This window comes from Gluconacetobacter entanii, assembly GCF_013155425.1.
Taxonomy (GTDB): domain Bacteria; phylum Pseudomonadota; class Alphaproteobacteria; order Acetobacterales; family Acetobacteraceae; genus Novacetimonas; species Novacetimonas entanii.
Window position 1 is genome coordinate 1 of sequence record NZ_JABJWD010000025.1, and the last position, 17,064, is coordinate 17,064.

At 66.0% G+C, this 17,064-nt stretch carries 16 protein-coding genes; 12 read left to right on the forward strand and 4 right to left on the reverse strand.

The annotated features are described in order from the left end of the window. From HNH97_RS05370 to HNH97_RS05390, 5 genes are all read left to right on the forward strand, one after another. On the forward strand, positions 1-1,041 hold a 1,041-nt coding region (locus HNH97_RS05370), incomplete at its 5' end, for a S1C family serine protease (protein ID WP_171790154.1). 249 nt (positions 1,042-1,290) lie between these two features. Then, a complete protein-coding gene (locus HNH97_RS05375; RefSeq protein ID WP_110094312.1) occupies positions 1,291-1,971 on the forward strand; it encodes a response regulator transcription factor in 681 nt (226 codons plus the stop codon). Positions 1,972-2,124: 153 nt separating this feature from the next. After that, positions 2,125-3,579, forward strand: coding sequence for a sensor histidine kinase (locus HNH97_RS05380; RefSeq protein ID WP_320442949.1), 1,455 nt, complete (start codon positions 2,125-2,127; stop codon positions 3,577-3,579). A gap of 10 nt (positions 3,580-3,589) precedes the next feature. Further along, positions 3,590-3,919, forward strand: coding sequence for a hypothetical protein (locus tag HNH97_RS05385; protein WP_227744233.1), 330 nt, complete (start codon positions 3,590-3,592; stop codon positions 3,917-3,919). Continuing rightward, entirely contained in the window at positions 3,916-4,659 is a 744-nt protein-coding gene (locus tag HNH97_RS05390) for an SIMPL domain-containing protein (RefSeq protein WP_171790155.1), read from the forward strand. Before HNH97_RS05385 ends, HNH97_RS05390 begins: the two co-directional genes overlap by 4 nt. A gap of 92 nt (positions 4,660-4,751) precedes the next feature. On the opposite strand, the gene infC is transcribed toward HNH97_RS05390, so the two are convergent. The 4 genes from infC to HNH97_RS05410 all read right to left on the reverse strand — a co-directional run bounded on the left by infC (position 4,752) and on the right by HNH97_RS05410 (position 9,604). Further along, a complete protein-coding gene (gene infC / locus HNH97_RS05395; protein ID WP_110094315.1) occupies positions 4,752-5,273 on the reverse strand; it encodes a translation initiation factor IF-3 in 522 nt (173 codons plus the stop codon). A 386-nt stretch (positions 5,274-5,659) separates the two neighbouring features. Continuing rightward, entirely contained in the window at positions 5,660-7,588 is a 1,929-nt protein-coding gene (thrS, locus tag HNH97_RS05400) for a threonine--tRNA ligase (protein ID WP_171790156.1), read from the reverse strand. Between the two features lie 41 nt (positions 7,589-7,629). Then, positions 7,630-8,532, reverse strand: a complete 903-nt coding sequence (locus HNH97_RS05405) for a glycosyltransferase family 9 protein (protein WP_171790157.1) — start codon at positions 8,530-8,532, stop codon at positions 7,630-7,632. A gap of 100 nt (positions 8,533-8,632) precedes the next feature. Further along, entirely contained in the window at positions 8,633-9,604 is a 972-nt protein-coding gene (locus tag HNH97_RS05410) for a tetratricopeptide repeat protein (RefSeq protein ID WP_216657544.1), read from the reverse strand. A gap of 217 nt (positions 9,605-9,821) precedes the next feature. Here HNH97_RS05410 and HNH97_RS05415 point away from each other — a divergent pair, with 217 nt between their 5' ends. The 7 genes from HNH97_RS05415 (at position 9,822) to hisD (ending at position 16,972) form a co-directional block, all read left to right on the forward strand. Further along, positions 9,822-11,057 carry a glycosyltransferase family 4 protein gene (locus HNH97_RS05415; protein ID WP_171790184.1) on the forward strand — a complete coding sequence of 412 codons (1,236 nt, stop codon included), beginning with the start codon at positions 9,822-9,824 and terminating at the stop codon, positions 11,055-11,057. 254 nt (positions 11,058-11,311) lie between these two features. Further along, positions 11,312-12,502 carry a Rieske 2Fe-2S domain-containing protein gene (locus tag HNH97_RS05420; RefSeq protein ID WP_407716834.1) on the forward strand — a complete coding sequence of 397 codons (1,191 nt, stop codon included), beginning with the start codon at positions 11,312-11,314 and terminating at the stop codon, positions 12,500-12,502. Between the two features lie 96 nt (positions 12,503-12,598). Next, the gene (locus tag HNH97_RS05425; protein ID WP_110913484.1) at positions 12,599-12,829 is read left to right on the forward strand and encodes a hypothetical protein; all 231 of its coding nucleotides are present in this window, start codon (positions 12,599-12,601) and stop codon (positions 12,827-12,829) included. A 112-nt stretch (positions 12,830-12,941) separates the two neighbouring features. Then, positions 12,942-13,496: a dCTP deaminase gene (dcd, locus tag HNH97_RS05430; protein WP_171790158.1), complete on the forward strand. Its 555-nt coding sequence runs from the start codon at positions 12,942-12,944 to the stop codon at positions 13,494-13,496. Positions 13,497-13,508: 12 nt separating this feature from the next. Continuing rightward, positions 13,509-14,771 (forward strand): UDP-N-acetylglucosamine 1-carboxyvinyltransferase, encoded by a 1,263-nt coding sequence (murA, locus tag HNH97_RS05435; protein WP_171790159.1) that lies wholly within the window; start codon positions 13,509-13,511, stop codon positions 14,769-14,771. Between the two features lie 126 nt (positions 14,772-14,897). Continuing rightward, positions 14,898-15,650, forward strand: a complete 753-nt coding sequence (gene hisG, locus HNH97_RS05440) for an ATP phosphoribosyltransferase (protein ID WP_171790160.1) — start codon at positions 14,898-14,900, stop codon at positions 15,648-15,650. A gap of 8 nt (positions 15,651-15,658) precedes the next feature. After that, the gene (gene hisD, locus HNH97_RS05445; RefSeq protein WP_171790161.1) at positions 15,659-16,972 is read left to right on the forward strand and encodes a histidinol dehydrogenase; all 1,314 of its coding nucleotides are present in this window, start codon (positions 15,659-15,661) and stop codon (positions 16,970-16,972) included. The last annotated feature ends 92 nt before the right edge of the window (positions 16,973-17,064 follow it).

Consider the following 17,064-nt stretch of genomic DNA (forward strand, 5'->3'; position numbering starts at 1 on the left):
GCCCCGGCCACGCCCCCATCGCTTTTCGCGCCGCCCGCGCCGCCCGTGGTGTCGTCCGGTCCCCTGACCTTCGCCCCGCTGGTGCGGATGGTGGGGGCGGCGGTCGTGAACATCGCCGTCACCCAGGACGTGCATGGGCAACGCAATGGGCAGCGCGTGCTGCCAAGTGTCCGTGGCACCCCGTTCGAGCATAAATTCCGCGAACGCATGCGTTCACATGGGGAGGAGATGCTGGGCGCGGGATCGGGATTCGTGATCGACCCGGATGGGATCATCGTCACCAACACGCATGTCGTGGGGGATGCGGACCACATTACCGTCTCCCTCGTCGATGGGACCGAACTGCCCGCGCACCTGATCGGCAGCGACGACCTGACGGATATCGCCGTCATCAAGGTGCAGCCATCGCACCCCCTGCCCTTCGTGCGGTGGGGTGACAGCAGGCTGGTGAATATCGGCGACTGGATCATGGCGGCGGGCAACCCGTTCGGGCTGGGGTCATCGGTGACGGCGGGCATCGTCTCCGCCCGGGGGCGCGATATCGGCACAAGCCCGTTCGATGACTTCCTGCAACTCGACGCGCCGATCAATCCGGGCAATTCGGGTGGGCCGTCCTTCAACCTCAGCGGGCAGGTGGTCGCCCTTAATACGGCCATCGTCTCGCCCACCGGGGGATCGGTGGGGATCGGTTTCGGCATCCCGTCGGAAATCGTCGCCCCGATTGTCGATGAACTGCGCCGCAACGGGCATATCGACCGGGGCTGGCTGGGCGTCACCCTGACGGATGGCGGCGACACCCACGTGCCGGGGGTGGAGATCGTGGGCATCGACCGTGGGGGACCTGCGATGAAGGCGGGGCTGCATATCGGTGACTACATCACCGCCGTAAACGGCGAACCCATCGACAGCTCCCGCATGCTGATCCGCTCCATCGCCGCGAAACGCCCGGCCTCCACCGTCATGCTGCACATCCGCCGCCACCGTGAGGCGCTGAGCATCCCGGCCATCGTCGGCTTCCGGCCGGATGACACGGGCGACTGACGCAAGGGAACGGATTCCGATGCGCCCGCCTAAGCCGTCACGGGAATTGTGGTGGGGGGCTTTCCAGGCATCCTCCTGAACTGCTCCAGCGGGTCAGGGGTGCAATTACGGGCGCGGGCTTCCCCTCCCCTTAACGTCACGGCCATCACTGCACATGTAACATCGGTAATGTCGTCGCGCCGCATCCGCTCTGGCCTTGTCGCGCGGCGGGCGTAGAATGACAGTTGGACTGCCGATCAGTGAGGTAACGTGCATATTCTTGTGGTGGAAGACGATCCGACGGTTCGCAATTTCGTGGCCAAGGGCCTGCGTGAGGCAGGGCACCTGACCGAACTGACCGACAATGGCAAGGACGGCCTGTTCCTTGCGGTGAGCGAGAAATTCGACCTCATCATCCTTGACCGGATGCTGCCGGGCGGGATCGACGGACTGCGCCTGCTGGAGACGATCCGCGCGCAGAACAACACGACGCCCGTGCTCCTGCTTTCGGCACTGGCAGATGTGGATGACCGCGTGCAGGGACTCAAGGCGGGGGGCGATGACTATGTGACCAAGCCCTTCGCCTTCAGCGAACTGCTTGCCCGGGTGGAAGCGCTTGGCCGGCGCGGACGCACCGAACAGGCGCCGCAGACCAAGCTGGTCGTTGCCGACCTGGAGATCGACCTGCTCTCGCGCACCGTGCGCCGCGCGGGGCAGCGCATCGATCTGCAGCCGCGCGAATTCCGGCTTCTGGAATACCTCACCCGCCATGCGGGACAGGTGGTGACGCGGACCATGCTGCTCGAAGGGGTGTGGGATTACCATTTCGACCCGCAGACCAACGTGATCGACGTCCATGTCTCACGCCTGCGCCAGAAGGTGGACAAGCCGTTTGGCGTGCCGCTGATCCATACCATCCGCAATGCGGGATACATGCTGCGTGCGGAATGACGTTCCCCACCGCGCGGGACAGCGCGGCGCGTGACGGACCTGCCCCTGCATGAAGGCGCGTCACGCAGGCCGCGGCTGCGCGCGTTCCGTTCCGCCAGCCTGCGCTTTTCACTGGCGTACGGGGTGCTGTTCGCGCTGTCGTCCATCCTGTTCATGTCGTTCATCTGGTGGGGGACGATCGGTTTCCTTGAACGCCAGGTCGAAACCGCGATCAATGCCGACGCCCGCGCCCTGGTGGAACGCTGGATGGTGGGGGGCGTGCCCACGCTGGCGCTGACGATCGAGGACCGGCTGGAACAGAACCTCGACGATGACGCGATCTATATGGTGATCGACCCGGAGGGGAACTACCTTGCGGGCAACGTCTCCTCCTGGCCGGTGAAGGTGCAGTATACCGACCGCTGGTATTCCCTGCCCGATACGCGCGCCGGCCTGCGGGGGCTGGCGGAAATCCATGCCTACCGCCTGCCGGGTACGGAAATGACCCATACGGCGGGGCAGCTTGACAGCGGATACCGCCTGCTGGTCGGGCGCGACATGCGCGCGCGCACCATCCTGCGACGGTTGCTGACCGATTCCCTTGTGTGGGCGTGGATCATGGTCACGCTGCTTGCCGTCAGCGGGGCGATGCTGGTGCACCGCATCTTCCGCCGCATGGTCAAGACGGTGGCGCGCACGACCTCCGCCATCGCCCATGGCGACCTCAACCGCCGCATGCCGCTGGTGGGCAACGGGGACGAGATGGATCAGGTGGCGGAGGCCATCAACGAGATGCTCGACCGGATCGTGCGCCTGATGGATGGCGTGCGCGAGGTTTCCAACTCCATCGCCCACGACCTGCGCACGCCCATCACCCGCGCCCGCACGCAATTGGAAGATGCGGCGCTGCATGCGCGCGATGCCGACGAACTGCGTGCGGCGATCGAACGCGCGGTCGGCAACCTTGATAACATTACCGCCGTGTTCGAGGCCCTGCTGCGCATTGCGCAGATCGAGACCGGGGCGCGGCGTTCCGCCTTCGCCACGTTCGACCTGCGGCCCGTGCTGTTCGATGTCGCGGAACTGTACGAAGCGGTGGCGGAGGATCATGGAATCCGCCTCGAACTCGACATGGACGAGGTCCTGCCCTTCTATGGGGACCGCTCCCTGATCCAGCAGGCGGTGGCGAACCTTCTGGACAACGCCATCAAGTTTTCGCCCGAACATTCGACCGTCCGCCTTGGCGCGCATATTGCGGCCCCTGTCGCCGGGCGCGTGATCCCGTCCGCCGGGGGCGCGATGCTGGTGCTGGAAATCCGTGACGAGGGCATCGGCATGACGGATGCGGACATGGAACGCGCCACCGAACGTTTCTTCCGCGCGGAAAAGGCACGCAATACGCCCGGATCCGGGCTGGGCCTGGCGATGGTGCGCGCCATCGTGCAGTTGCATGGCGGGGAAATCCGCCTGGCCCGGCACGATCCCGGCCTGTCGGTGCGCCTGCTCCTGCCGGTCACGTCCTCCGCGCTTGCGGAATACGGGTATGATCCGTTCGATGAGGACATGCCAGACATGACGCGAACTTCACAATTCTCCCATCAGCACGACACCAACAGTGGCGTAGTATGACACCATGAACATGCAACCGGTCACAGTCCCCGCTTTCCTTGTGATGAGCCTGTGCCTGTGTGGTCATTCGTGGCCCGTCGCGGCGGCGGATCCCGTCCCCCAGGCCGCGCCGTCCCACGCCAGTGCGGACAGCAACAGGCCGGTCATCATCACCAGCGATACCCCCGCCTTCTGCAATCGCCTGATCGGCATCATCGACGCCTATGGCCCCGGCCTGCCGCACGACATCGACGACCTGCGCGCCCAGGGGGCGGATCTGTGCCGGGAGGGACGCGTACGTTCCGGCATCATCCGGCTACGTCGCGCACTGGTCGAACTGAAGGAAACCACGCATTCATGATCCAGACGCCGGTACGCACGCATGTCCGTCCTTTCCTTCTCCCGCTTCTGATCGGAGCCACCGCGATGGTCGGGATCACACAGGCCCATGCCGCCGACAGCGCCGCCATGGCAGCAGACACCGCCACGACGAAGCTGCGGCTGTCGGCCACCGGCACCGTCCATGCACCGCCCGATGAACTGACGGCGGTGTTCTTTGCCGAAGCTTCCGCCCCCACTGCCGCCGCAGCACAGGGGCAGGTGAATGCGCAGGTGGACAAGGCGATGGGCATCGCCCATGGCGTGGCGGGCCTGACGGTCAATGCGGAATCCTATACCGTGCACCATCAGGAGGCCGATCCCCGCATCAGCCATCCGTCGCAGTGGATCGCACGGCAGAGCATCCGCATCAGCGCGACCGACGGCACGATCCTGCTGCCGCTGCTGGGACGGATCCAGTCGGACAACCTTGCCCTGTCACGGCTGGACTGGTCCCTGTCGCGCGCGCATCGCACCGCCCTTGTGCAGCAGGCCGAAGGGCTTGCGCTGCATGAACTGCAGCAGCGCGCGCAGGCGGCGGCCACGGCGCTGGGCCTGAAAATCGCACGGATCGAGTCGGTCAACCTGAACGATCAGGACATGCCCTCCCCGATGCCGATGATGATGGCCGCCCGCGCCGCCAGCATGTCCGCCCCGCAGGCCCCCGCCGCGGACCAGGACGTCACCGCGCAGGCGGACGCGACCTTCATCCTGCATCCCTGATGCACGGATGGCCCATGGCCATGAAAAAAGCCCGGACCACGCCATGCGGTCCGGGCTTTCGGATATCCGGTCAGGTGGCTGTCACCCACGCATCAGCGCGGGGCCAGCACCATGATCATCTGGCGATTTTCGAGCTTGGGCATATGCTCGACCTTCGCGATTTCATCCATTTCGTTGCGCACGCGCTCCAGCACCTTGATGCCCAGATCCTGATGCGCCATTTCGCGACCACGAAAACGCAGGGTTACCTTGACCTTGTCGCCTTCGCCGATGAAGCTCTTCATCGCCCGCATCTTCACCTGGTAGTCATTTTCGTCGATGTTCGGACGAACCTTGACTTCCTTGATTTCGATGACTTTCTGCTTCTTGCGGGCTTCGTTGCGCTTCTTCTGCTGCTCGTACTTGAACTTCCCGTAATCGAGAATCTTCGCGACGGGCGGCTCGGCGTTCGGGCTGATTTCCAGCAGGTCGAGACCGGATGCATAGGCGCGGGCAAGGGCATCACGCATCGGCATGATTCCCAGCATTTCGCCGTCGGCATCGATCAGGCGGACCTGCGGAACGCGTATCTCCTCATTGACACGGGGCCCCTCTCGGTTCGGCGGAGTGGGCATCGGGGGTCTGGCTATGGTCATCTCCTGTGACTGTGTATTCAGATCGTCGCGGCGGCCACCGGCCCCACGCCGAAATGCGCCCGGGACTCCGGACGATATGACGGCGCGAAATCACGCGGACGCTGCTGATGTGGCAATATGTGGCGCAAACACAAGGGCCAGATCAAGTCTTGTGTGCAATCCCCCGGACGGGGCCAGCCATGCATGCACCGCACGCGGCCCCCTGCCGGGCGCAGGCGGCGGAATGTTTCAGACACTCGCCCTGTGAAACATAATGAAAAAGTTTTTGGTGAAGCTTTTTCCAAAAAGCTTCAGAGAACGCCGCCTTTTTGAAAAAAGGCGGCACCCAAAAACTTTTATCTCTTTGTTATCAATGGTTTATTAAATCAGGACGACCGCAGGTCCGGCGGGGTCGCCTCATGCACAAGGGCCTTCACCGCCTCGTCCAGCGGCAGGATATCCTGCGCCTTGCCACCAAGACGGCGCAGGGCGACGGTGTGGTCCTCCGCCTCCTTGCGACCCACCACCAGGATGACAGGCACGCGGGCCAGGCTGTGTTCACGAATCTTGGCGTTGATCTTCTCGTTGCGCACATCGGCCTCCACCACGAGGCCGGCCGCCTGCAACTTCTCCACCACCTCGCGGGCATAGGGTTCGGCGTCCGTCACGATGGAGGCGACGACAACCTGCACCGGGGCCAGCCACATCGGGAATCGTCCCGCATGCTGTTCGATCAGGATGCCAAGGAACCGCTCGAACGACCCAAGGATCGCACGATGCAGCATCACCGGGCGATGACGCGCGCTGTCTTCACCGACATAGGACGCATCAAGCCGTTCGGGCAGCACGTAATCGACCTGCAGCGTCCCGCACTGCCAGTCGCGGCCGATGGCGTCACGCAGCACGAATTCCAGCTTCGGGCCATAGAACGCGCCTTCGCCGGGATTGTGCTCATATTCGACGCCCGCCATGTCGCAGGCGACCTTCAGCGCGTTTTCCGCGCGGTCCCATGTCGCATCGTCACCGGAACGCTGTTCGGGGCGATCGGCAAATTTGACGCGGAAATGCTCGAACCCGAGGTCCTTGTACACGGCGGAGAGCATGCGCACGAAGCGCGCGGTCTCGTCCGCGATCTGGTCCTCGGTGCAGAAGATGTGCGCGTCATCCTGCGTGAAGCCACGCACGCGCATGATCCCATGCAGCGCGCCGGAAGGTTCATAGCGGTGGCACGCGCCGAATTCCGCCATGCGCAACGGCAGTTCGCGATAGGAGCGCAGTCCGTGGCGGAAGATCTGCACATGGCACGGGCAGTTCATCGGCTTGAGCGCGAGGGTCTTGTCCTCGTCCTCCACCGTGGCGATGAACATGTGCTCGCGATACTTGTCCCAGTGGCCCGAGGCCTCCCACAGGCCGCGATCGACCAGTTGCGGCGTGCGGACTTCCTGATACCCGTTACGGTTCTGCGCGCGACGCATGTAATCCTGCAGCACCGAATACAGCCGCCAGCCCTTGGGGTGCCAGAAGATCTGGCCCACGGCCTCCTCCTGGATATGGAACAGGTCCATCTCGCGGCCGATGCGGCGATGGTCGCGCCGTTCGGCCTCCTCAAGCTGATGGAGGTGCGCGTCGAGTTCCTTCTGGTCACGCCATGCGGTGCCATAGATGCGCGTCAGCATGGGGTTGCGGTGATCGCCACGCCAGTACGCGCCCGCCACCTTCATCAGGCGGAACGCCTTGCCGATGTCGCCCGTGCTGCGCAGGTGCGGCCCACGGCACAGGTCCAGCCATTCGCCCTGCCGGTAGATGGAGATCTCCTCGTCCTCGGGCAGGTCGCGGATCAGTTCGGCCTTGAAACGCTCGCCCCGGTCCTCGAAGAAACGGATCGCCTCCTCACGCGGCCAGGTTTCGCGCGTGAACGGCGTGTTGGCGTCGATCAGTTCGCGCATGCGCGCTTCGATGCGGGGGAAGTCTTCCGGCGTGAACGGCTCATTGCGATAGAAATCGTAATAGAAGCCATTTTCGATCGACGGGCCGATGGTCACCTGCGTTCCCGGCCACAGCGACTGTACCGCCTCCGCCAGCACATGGGCGGCGTCATGGCGGATCATCTCCAGCGACTCGGTATCCTTGCGGGTGATGAAACGGACATGCGCGTCGTGGTCGATCTCGCGGCCGATATCCATCAGGCGGCCGTCCACTTCCATCGCAAGGGCCGCACGCGCGAGGCCCGCGCCAATGGACTGCGCCACCGTAGTGCCCGTCACCGCCCCGTCAAAGCGGCGTACGGATCCGTCAGGCAGGGTGATGGCAGGCATGTTCTGGTGCTCCGATAAGAATATGTCACGCTGTAATGGCGTCAGCCGAGCGCGGCTGCAACCCTGTCAATGTGCAATGTGGCCAGATCGTGCGCCCACAATGTCCTGACCTGCCCCGGCGTACGGCCCAGCGGCGCGCTGAGCGCGGGGTTGCCCGCGCGCGAAAACAGCACGACACACGGCGTTCCCATCACGGCGGCCAGGTGCATGGGCCCGGTATCATTGCCCACCGCGGCAGTGGCCCGCGCCGCCACCCCCCCAAGGTCAAGCAGCGAGGTCCGTCCCGTCAGGTCCAGCGTCGCATCGCACGCGGCCGTAATGGTGGCGGCCAGCGGCGCATCGGCCTGCGTGCCGATGACGACCGGCCGCAACCCGCGCGCCCACAACCGCACGGCAAGCCCCGCGAAACGTTCCACGGGCCAGCGCTTGACCGGATGCGCCGCCGACGTCCCCGGCACCAGCAGCACATATGGCCCCGGCAGGCACGGGCCATATCCCGCCAGCCATGAGATGTCGGCATCCGGCACCTCCGCAATGCCCGCGCGGCGCAACTGGTCACGCTGGCGCGCGCGGTTGTGCATGGCCTTGCGCTGCGGGTTGTCATGACGGAGCAGCGCCCCACGGGCGATGCCCGACCATGCGCGATGGCCCGACAGGTGGAAATAGCGCGTGGTGCGGCCGGATGTCTGGAGGTCGTAGATGAAATCATACTGCCGCAGCAGCGTGCGCATCGCCATGACCGCACGCAGGTTGCGCCATGATGCGCGCATATCGACGCGCACGTCGTCGAACCATGGCGATGCGCGGGCGAGTTCGACAAAGGGCGGCGTCGTCAGCAGCGTCACGCTGTCATTGCGATGATGTTCACGAATGGCCGCAAAGGGGGCAAAGGACTGAACGAAGTCCCCCAGGGCGCCCAGACGGATCACAAGGATACGCCGCATACACAACCTTTCGCACCGGGATTGAAACAACCCGTTGATAGAGGGATGAAAGTTTCCGGGTATCGCCTTTTTTCAAAAAGGCGATGTTTGCTGAAGCGGTTCAGGGCGCCGCCGGGTCGGCCTCCAGCAGGGAAAGGTCCTGCCGGGCGAGGTCCGCCTCATGCGAATCGGGGGCCAGCGCGATCACCTGCTGCCAGTCGGCGCGGGCTTCCTCCATCTTTCCCTGGCGTTCATGCAGGATGCCGCATTCCAGTTCGGCGGCCACGTTATGCGGGGCCTGCTGCAATGCGGCGGTGATGTCCGTCGCGGCAAGGTCGATCTGGCCCAGTTCGCGGTTGGCGGCGGCGCGCGTCACCAGCGCATCCACCCGCAGCGTGGCATCGTCAGGCAGCGGCGTCAGGTCGGATATCGCCTGCTGCGCCATGCCCATATCCACGGAAATCCGCGCATGGATCACCCGCAGCGTCATGTCGTGCGGATCAAGCCACAGCCCGTATGTCGCACTGTCGAGCGCCTGGCGCGGGCTGTCATTGGCCTGCCACGCCCGCGCGGCTTCCTCGGCCACATGGGCGCGACGGCGCAGGGACTCGGGCGTGTCATGGCGCGCGTCCTCCGCCCCGCCCGGCGCACTGGCGGATGCACTGGCGGGCGCATCGGCGGCCTGTGACGGGGCGTGGGCGGCGTCGCCATGCGGCCAGTGCGTGATATGCGACAGGCGATCAAGGGTGGCCGCCGCATCGCCCACGTCACCAAGCGCCATTTCCGCCAGCGCCCCGCAATATTCGGCCTCCGCCCCGCCGCCATGCTCCTGCCAGTCGTCGGCATAATCACGGGTGCCATCGGGATCATCGGACAGGTGCGACTGGCACATGGCGAAGGAAAATTCCTGCCCTGTCCCCGCCCTGCCGCCGGCCTGCGACGCGCCCCCCGCACGGGCGGACGGGCCGCCGGACCGGGGGGCATGGGGCGTGCCCGTCGCACCGGCGGCATCGGCCCCCACGACCGTGGCGCGCGCGCTGCCGCCCGCCGACTCCAGCGCCATGACCATCATCCCCACCTGCATGGCACGCATGCACAACATCCGCCAACGGAGCGTACCGGCCCCGCATGGGGCGCGACGCGGCGCGGGACTCCGCAGGCGGGCGGGCGGAAACATGCATGTGAAAACTATCATAATGGTTCCTTAGTCGCCCCACGCTCCGCCAAGGTCAATTGCCTCGACACCACGATACGCCCCGGTGTTGCAACAGACGGTGCAGAACTATCTCTTACGTGATACACATTCCGAAATGGAATTCGCGACCACACGCCCCGTCATTCTCCAGGTCCTGCCCGCGCTTGAATCGGGCGGCATCGAACAGGGCACCATCGAAATGGCCGCGGCCATCACGCAGGCGGGGGGCACGGCCCTGGTCGCCAGCGCGGGCGGGCGGCTGATCCCGCGCCTGCGCTATGTCGGGGCGACGCCCGTCCATCTGGACCTGCGGCCGAAAAACCCGATTTCCATCCTGCGCAATGCCCTGCGCCTGGGGCAGATCATCCGCGAACATTCCGTCAGCCTCGTGCATGCGCGTTCACGCGCGCCGGCATGGGCCGCCGCCTCCGCCTGCCGGCGCACGGGCGTGCCGCTGGTGACGACGTGGCATGGCGTCTATGGCAACAACATCCCCGGCAAGCGCCGCTACAACGCCGTCATGGCGTCGGGGCAGCGCGTCATCGCCGTCAGCGAATACATCGCGCAGCGCCTGCGCACGGAATACAGGGTGGGCGACGACCGCCTGCGGCTGATCCCGCGCGGGGCGGACATCACGCGTTTCGACCCGTACGGCGTGCGCGGCAACCGGGTGCAGAACCTGCTGGACCAGTGGGACCTGCCCGAACATGCCGCCATCATCGTGCTGCCGGGCCGGATCACGCCGTGGAAGGGGCAGATGCTGCTGCTCGACGCGCTGGCGCAGATGGAGCGCACCGGCGGGTGCGGGCGCGACTGGATCTGCGTCTTCGTCGGCGATGCGAAGGAGCGTGACAAACATACGCAGGCCCTCGTGGACAGGACGCGCAGGGAGGGACTGCGTGAACGGGTGCGCTTTACCGGACACTGCGCCGACATGCCGGCGGTGATGATGCTGGCGGATGTCGTGGTCGTGCCCTCGCTTCGGCCCGAACCCTTTGGCCGCGTGGTGGTGGAGGCACAGGCCATGGGCCGCCCCGTCGTGGTGGCCGCCCATGGCGCGGCGCTGGAAACGGTGGAGGACGGGGTCACCGGCTTCACCTTCCCGCCCGGCGACGTCACCGCACTGGCGGAGGCGGTGCGCACCGCGCTGTGCATGACGCCGGAACAGCGCGCGCTGATGGCGACCCACGCGCGCGAGAATGTCATGGCGCATTACACCAGCCACGGCATGCAGTACGCGACCCTGTCGGTCTATGACGAACTGCTGCATACCCACATGGCGGAGACGTTCCTGTACAATACCGGCCTGGTCGCAGCCGATCATGAACTGGAGCAGCAGCAGGCGTCCTGACAGGCCCCGGCATGGATGTAACGGCGCGTCCGCGCGCAGTCTGGCACGCCTGGGCGCATGCGGCATTGATCTGCCGCACCGCCTGCGGGCATGGGGCCGCAGCCTCCCCCGCACGACATATGGCGTATGCGCTGAGGGGATTTACAACGCGCAAGGCGATTGAAATTCTTGTGCAAGGACTTCATGGATACGCCATGCAACCGGATGACGTAAGATCCGCAGATCATAACAAACAGGAATTTCGGGGCCTCAACATGAGCGATACACTTTCTGTCCAGACGGAGGCCCCGGCGCGGGACCGGACCACCACCACGACACCGGCGGAACCCGCCGTGCATGCAGCACCCGGCACCGACCTGCGCACCGTCGATGCGGATCCCGATTTCTGGTATCCCGTCGCGTGGTCGTCGCAGGTGCGCAAGGGCAAGACGTTCGGCGTGCGTTACGCGGGCGTGCCCATCGCGCTGGTCCGGCCGGAGGAAGGCAGCGTCTTTGCGCTGTATGACCGCTGCCCCCACCGTCAGGTGCCGCTGAGCAAGGGGACCGTCAACGGGCAGACCGTGCGCTGCTGCTACCATGGCTGGGCCTTCGGGCGTTCGGGCCGCTGCATCGACGTGCCGTATCTGGGCAAGGGCAAGCTGCCCAACGGCGTGCGCACCTATCCCTGCCGGGAGGCCGGCGGCCTTGTCTTCATTTTCCCCGGTGACCCGGCAAAGGCCGACACCGTGCCCTTCCCCAAGCTGGGCAGCGTGGACAACCCCGCCTACAAGACCAAGAATTTCAGCCCGCGCGTCGGCTGCCACTACACGTTCATGCATGAAAACCTGATGGACATGAACCATCAGTTCCTGCACCGCCGCCAGATGGGCCAGATCAAGGCCCGCTTCCTGGGGCAGGACAAGGGCGAGAACTTCATCGAGGCGCGCTACAGCTTCATGCGCAGCGCGGGGCAGCAGCCCCTGGCCGAACGCCTGATCTTTGGCAAGCACAAGGACCTCAACGGCGCGGAACAGCCGGTCGAGGAGGTCGTGACCATCCGCACGACCTACCCGTACCAGACGCTGCAGATCCGCGACAAGGACGGCGACCTGATCATGGACCTGTGGACTTCCTATGTCCCGGTGGACAAGGAACAGCGCGTGACGCAGTCCTTTGGCCTGCTGTCTGTGCTGCGCCCGCAGACGCCGCTGCTGATCGACCTGATCTGGCCCGCGCTGGGCTGGTTCACCAACCGCATCTTCCTTGAGGACAAGGATATCGTGGAACTGGAACAGCAGGCGTGGAACGAACAGGGCGGCGACCGCAACGTGGAGATCTTCCCCGTGGTCAAGGCGCTGCGTGAACTGCTGACGCGCTGTGGCGTGCCGGCTGGCAAGGGCATGCCCGAGACGACCAATCCCGACACCACGACCACGACGCCCCCGGTCGCCACCGGCGTGGCCTGACACCCGGATCAACGCGACGCCGCACATTCCCGCCCCGCCGCACCGGTCCCCCATGGCCGGCATGGCGGGGCGGTCCTGACATTGGGCCATCCCCGCATGACAGACGAGACCCCGCCCCCCGGCCGGGCGAAAGCCGAAAGCGCACGTGCCGAGGCCGCCCGCCTTGCCCGCCAGCAGCGCGAGGCGCAGGCCCTGCGCGACAACCTGCGCCGCCGCAAGCAGCAGAGCCGCGCCCGCACCGCGCCGGATGCCGCCGCCACGCCCGACGTCCTGCCCGACGCCCCGACGGCCACGCCGTCGCCACGGGACGACGCGCCCTCCACATAAAGCCGTTACGCCTGCGCATAACACGATTGCGCGACTCGGCCGCCTTCGGTAGTGGTCGCTGCTCGCCCCGCGGCGGGACGGCCCCGCCACGACGCACGAAGAAAGGGACCTCATGCCAATAATGCCTGACACATGGATTCGCTGCATGGCCGTCGAATCCGGCATGATCGAACCCTTCGTCGAAAAACAGAACCGCGAGGGCGTGATCTCCTACGGCCTGTCCTCCTATGGCTATGACGCGCGCGTGGCGTCGGAATTCAAGATTTTCACCGACGTGGACAACGCGGTGGTGGACCCCAAGAACTTCGCCGAAAACAGCTTCGTCACCCGCCATGGCGCCTCCTGCACCATCCCGCCACACAGCTTCGTGCTGGCGCATACGGTGGAATATTTCCGCATCCCGCGCGACACGCTTGTCGTCTGCCTTGGCAAGTCCACCTATGCCCGGTGCGGCATCATCGTGAACGTGACGCCCCTGGAGCCGGAATGGGAAGGGCAGGTCACGATCGAAATCAGCAACACCACCCCCCTGCCCGCGCGCATCTATGCCAACGAAGGCATCTGCCAGTTCCTGTTCTTTCAGGGGGCATCGCCGTGCGAGGTCAGCTATGCCGACCGGGCGGGCAAATATATGGGACAGCGCGGCGTCGCCCCGCCACGGATGTAGGAGAGCAGGGCCATGGACCGTTTCATCATTCGCGGCGGACACCGCCTGCACGGCGACATCGTCATTGGCGGCGCCAAGAATTCCGCGCTCAAGCTGCTGGTCGCGGGACTGCTGACGTCGGAGACGCTGGTGCTGTCGAACGTGCCGCGCATCGCGGACATCCGCACCATGCGCACGCTGCTGCAGCAGCACGGCCTGACGGTGGAGGACGTGGACGGCACGGGGGCCGTCCTGTCGGTCGGCGGGCCGATCACCAATACGGAGGCACCGTACAACATCGTCTCCAAGATGCGGGCCTCGATCCTCGTGCTCGGGCCGCTGCTGGCACGCTGCGGGGAGGCGCGGGTGTCGCTGCCGGGGGGATGTGCGATCGGCACGCGCCCGGTGGACATGCACCTCAAGGGGCTGGAGGCGCTGGGCGCGCGCATCACGCTGGAGAACGGCTATATCAACGCCCAGGCGCCCGAGGGCCTGACAGGTGCGCGGATCATCCTGCCGTTTGCCTCGGTGGGGGCGACGGAAAACCTGCTGATGGCGTCGTGCCTGGCGAAGGGGCGCACCGAAATCGTCAACGCCGCGCGCGAACCCGAAATCGGTGACCTTGTCGCCTGCCTCAACGCCATGGGGGCACGCATCACCGGAGCCGGCAGCGGGACGCTGGTGATCGACGGCGTCGATGCCCTGCACGGGGCGGAATACCGTGTCATGCCCGATCGCATCGAATGCGGCACCTATGCCTGCGCCGCGGCGATCACGGGCGGGGACCTGCGCCTGATCGACGGGCGGGCCGAACACCTTGGCGCGGTGGTGCGCGCGCTGGAGGAAGCGGGCGCGGAAGTGTTCCAGGAGGAGGATGCGCTGCGGGTGCGGCGCACCGGCGCGCTGCGCGGCGTGGACATCATGACCGAACCCTATCCCGGCTTTCCCACCGACATGCAGGCGCAGTTCATGGCGCTGCTGTCGGTGGCCGAAGGGGCGTCGATGGTGACGGAGACGATCTTCGAAAACCGGTTCATGCATGTCCCCGAACTCAACCGCATGGGCGCGCGCATCAACGTGCACGGGTCGTCCGCGATCATCCGTGGCGTGCATTCCCTATCGGGCGCGCCGGTCATGGCGACCGACCTGCGGGCGTCATTCTCGCTCATCCTTGCAGGGCTTGCGGCACATGGGGAGACGATCCTGAGCCGCGTCTACCACCTTGACCGCGGATACGAGGCGGTGGAGCGCAAGCTTGCGCGCTGCGGGGCGCAGATCGAACGCGTTTCGGGCTGAAACCCCGCAAAAGACCGGCGCGACCGGCCGTGCAAAAGGGCTGTCGTGCGAAAAGCGCCCTTTCTGCATGGGGGCACAGTGTGGTATGCGCGCAGGCGACATGTTGCGCCTGTCACGCCTGTTGTGATGCGGTCCGGGCGCGTTTCCTCTTGTTCGGAGAATGCAGTGACCGTCCTGACCCCGGCCTCCAGTCTTGTCCCGGAAACGGACAGCCCGATGATCATCGCCCTGCCAAAGGGCCGCATCCTCAAGGCCGCGACACCGCTGCTGAAGGCGGCGGGCATCGTCCCCGGCCCCGATTTCACCGACGACCGCAGCCGCCTGCTGCGCTTTCCCACCAATGACCCGCAGATCGACGTGGTGCGCGTGCGCTCGTTCGATGTCGCGACATTCGTGGCCTTTGGCGGCGCGCAGGTGGGGCTGTGCGGGGCGGACGTGCTGATGGAATTCGACTACCCCGAAATCTATGCGCCGCTCGACCTTGGCATCGGGGGCTGCCGCATCTCCATCGCGCAGCCACGCGGCAGCACCCTGTCGGACGATCCGGAGCGCTGGTCGCAGGTGCGGGTTGCGACCAAATACCCCTCCATCACGCGGCGGCATTTCGCGGCGCAGGGGATCAACGCCGATATCGTGCACCTGCATGGGGCCATGGAACTTGCCCCCGTGCTGGGGCTGTCGCACCTGATCGTGGATCTTGTGGATACCGGATCCACCCTGCGGGTCAACGGGCTGGAGGAAGTGCGCACCATCGCCAATGTCACCAGCCGCCTGATCGTCAACCGCACGGCGTTCAAGACGCAGCCCGAACGTATCGGGGGCATCATCAACCGTTTCCGCCAGGCCCTTGCGTCCGGCACGACACAGACCGAGGGATAATGCCGCCCATGAACCGCCTTGATACCAGCAGCCCCGATTTCGACGCCGCCTTTACACGGCTGCTGGCCGAGCGCGACAGCGATACTGCGCGCGTCGATGGCCCCGTGACCGAAATCCTTGCCGCCGTGCGCCGCGATGGTGATGCCGCCCTATGCGCGTTCACCCACCGGTTCGACCGCATGGACATAACCCCCGATCGCCTGCGGATCACGGATGCGGAAATCGACGCCGCCTGCGCCGAGGTCTCCCTGACGCTGCATGCGGCGCTGGATGTTGCGGCCACGCGCATCGAATCCTTCCACCGCGCGCAGATGCCCGGCGACCTGCGCTATGTCGATGCGCAGGGGGTCACGCTGGGCATGCGCTGGACGCCGCTTGATGCGGTGGGGCTGTATGTGCCGGGGGGGACGGCGGCCTATCCGTCCTCCGTCCTGATGAATGCGCTGCCGGCGCGGGTGGCGGGCGTGCAGCGCCTGGCGATGTGCGTGCCGACGCCCGATGGCGTGCTCAACCCGCTGGTGCTGGCCGCCGCCCGCCGCGCCGGCGTGACCGAGATCTATCGCGTGGGCGGCGCGCAGGCGGTCGGCGCGCTGGCCTATGGCACCGACACCATCGCGCCGGTCGATCGCGTGGTCGGCCCGGGCAATGCCTATGTCGCCGAAGCGAAGCGGCAGGTGTTCGGCCGCGTGGGAATCGACAGCATCGCCGGCCCCTCCGAAATCGTGGTCGTCGCGGCCGACGCCAACGACCCGCGTGCCCTGGCGCTGGACCTGCTGGCGCAGGCGGAACATGACCCGATGGCGCAGGCGGTGCTGATCACGCCCGACGCCACGCTGGCGCAGGCGGTGCAGGACGCGGTGGAGGTCGAACTGAAGACCCTGCCGCGCGCGCAGATCGCCCGGACAAGCTGGGACGCGCATGGGGCGATCATCACCGTGCGCAACCTTGACGAGGCCGTGGACCTGGTCAACCGCATCGCGCCCGAACATCTGGAACTGGTGATGGACAACCCGCAGCCTGTATTCGACAAGGTGCGGCACGCGGGCGCGATCTTCCTCGGCCGCTACTGCCCCGAGGCGATCGGCGATTATGTCGGCGGCCCGAACCATGTCCTGCCGACCAGTTCCACCGCGCGCTTTGCGTCGGGGCTTTCGGTGTTCGACTTCCTCAAGCGCACGACCTTCATCGACGCCAAGGCGGAGTCCCTGCGTGAAATCGGGCCGGCCGCCGTGGCGCTGGCGCGGGCCGAAGGGCTGGATGCCCACGCCATGAGCGTGTCCGTCCGGCTGGATGATCTGGCACGCGGGTCGGGTAAAGCTTGACCGTGGGGGAACAATCCCCACATATCCACCCTTGTATTCCTGTCGGCGCGATGCGGAAATTTCTTCCGCGTCGTGCGTGGCCTTTTTTTCAC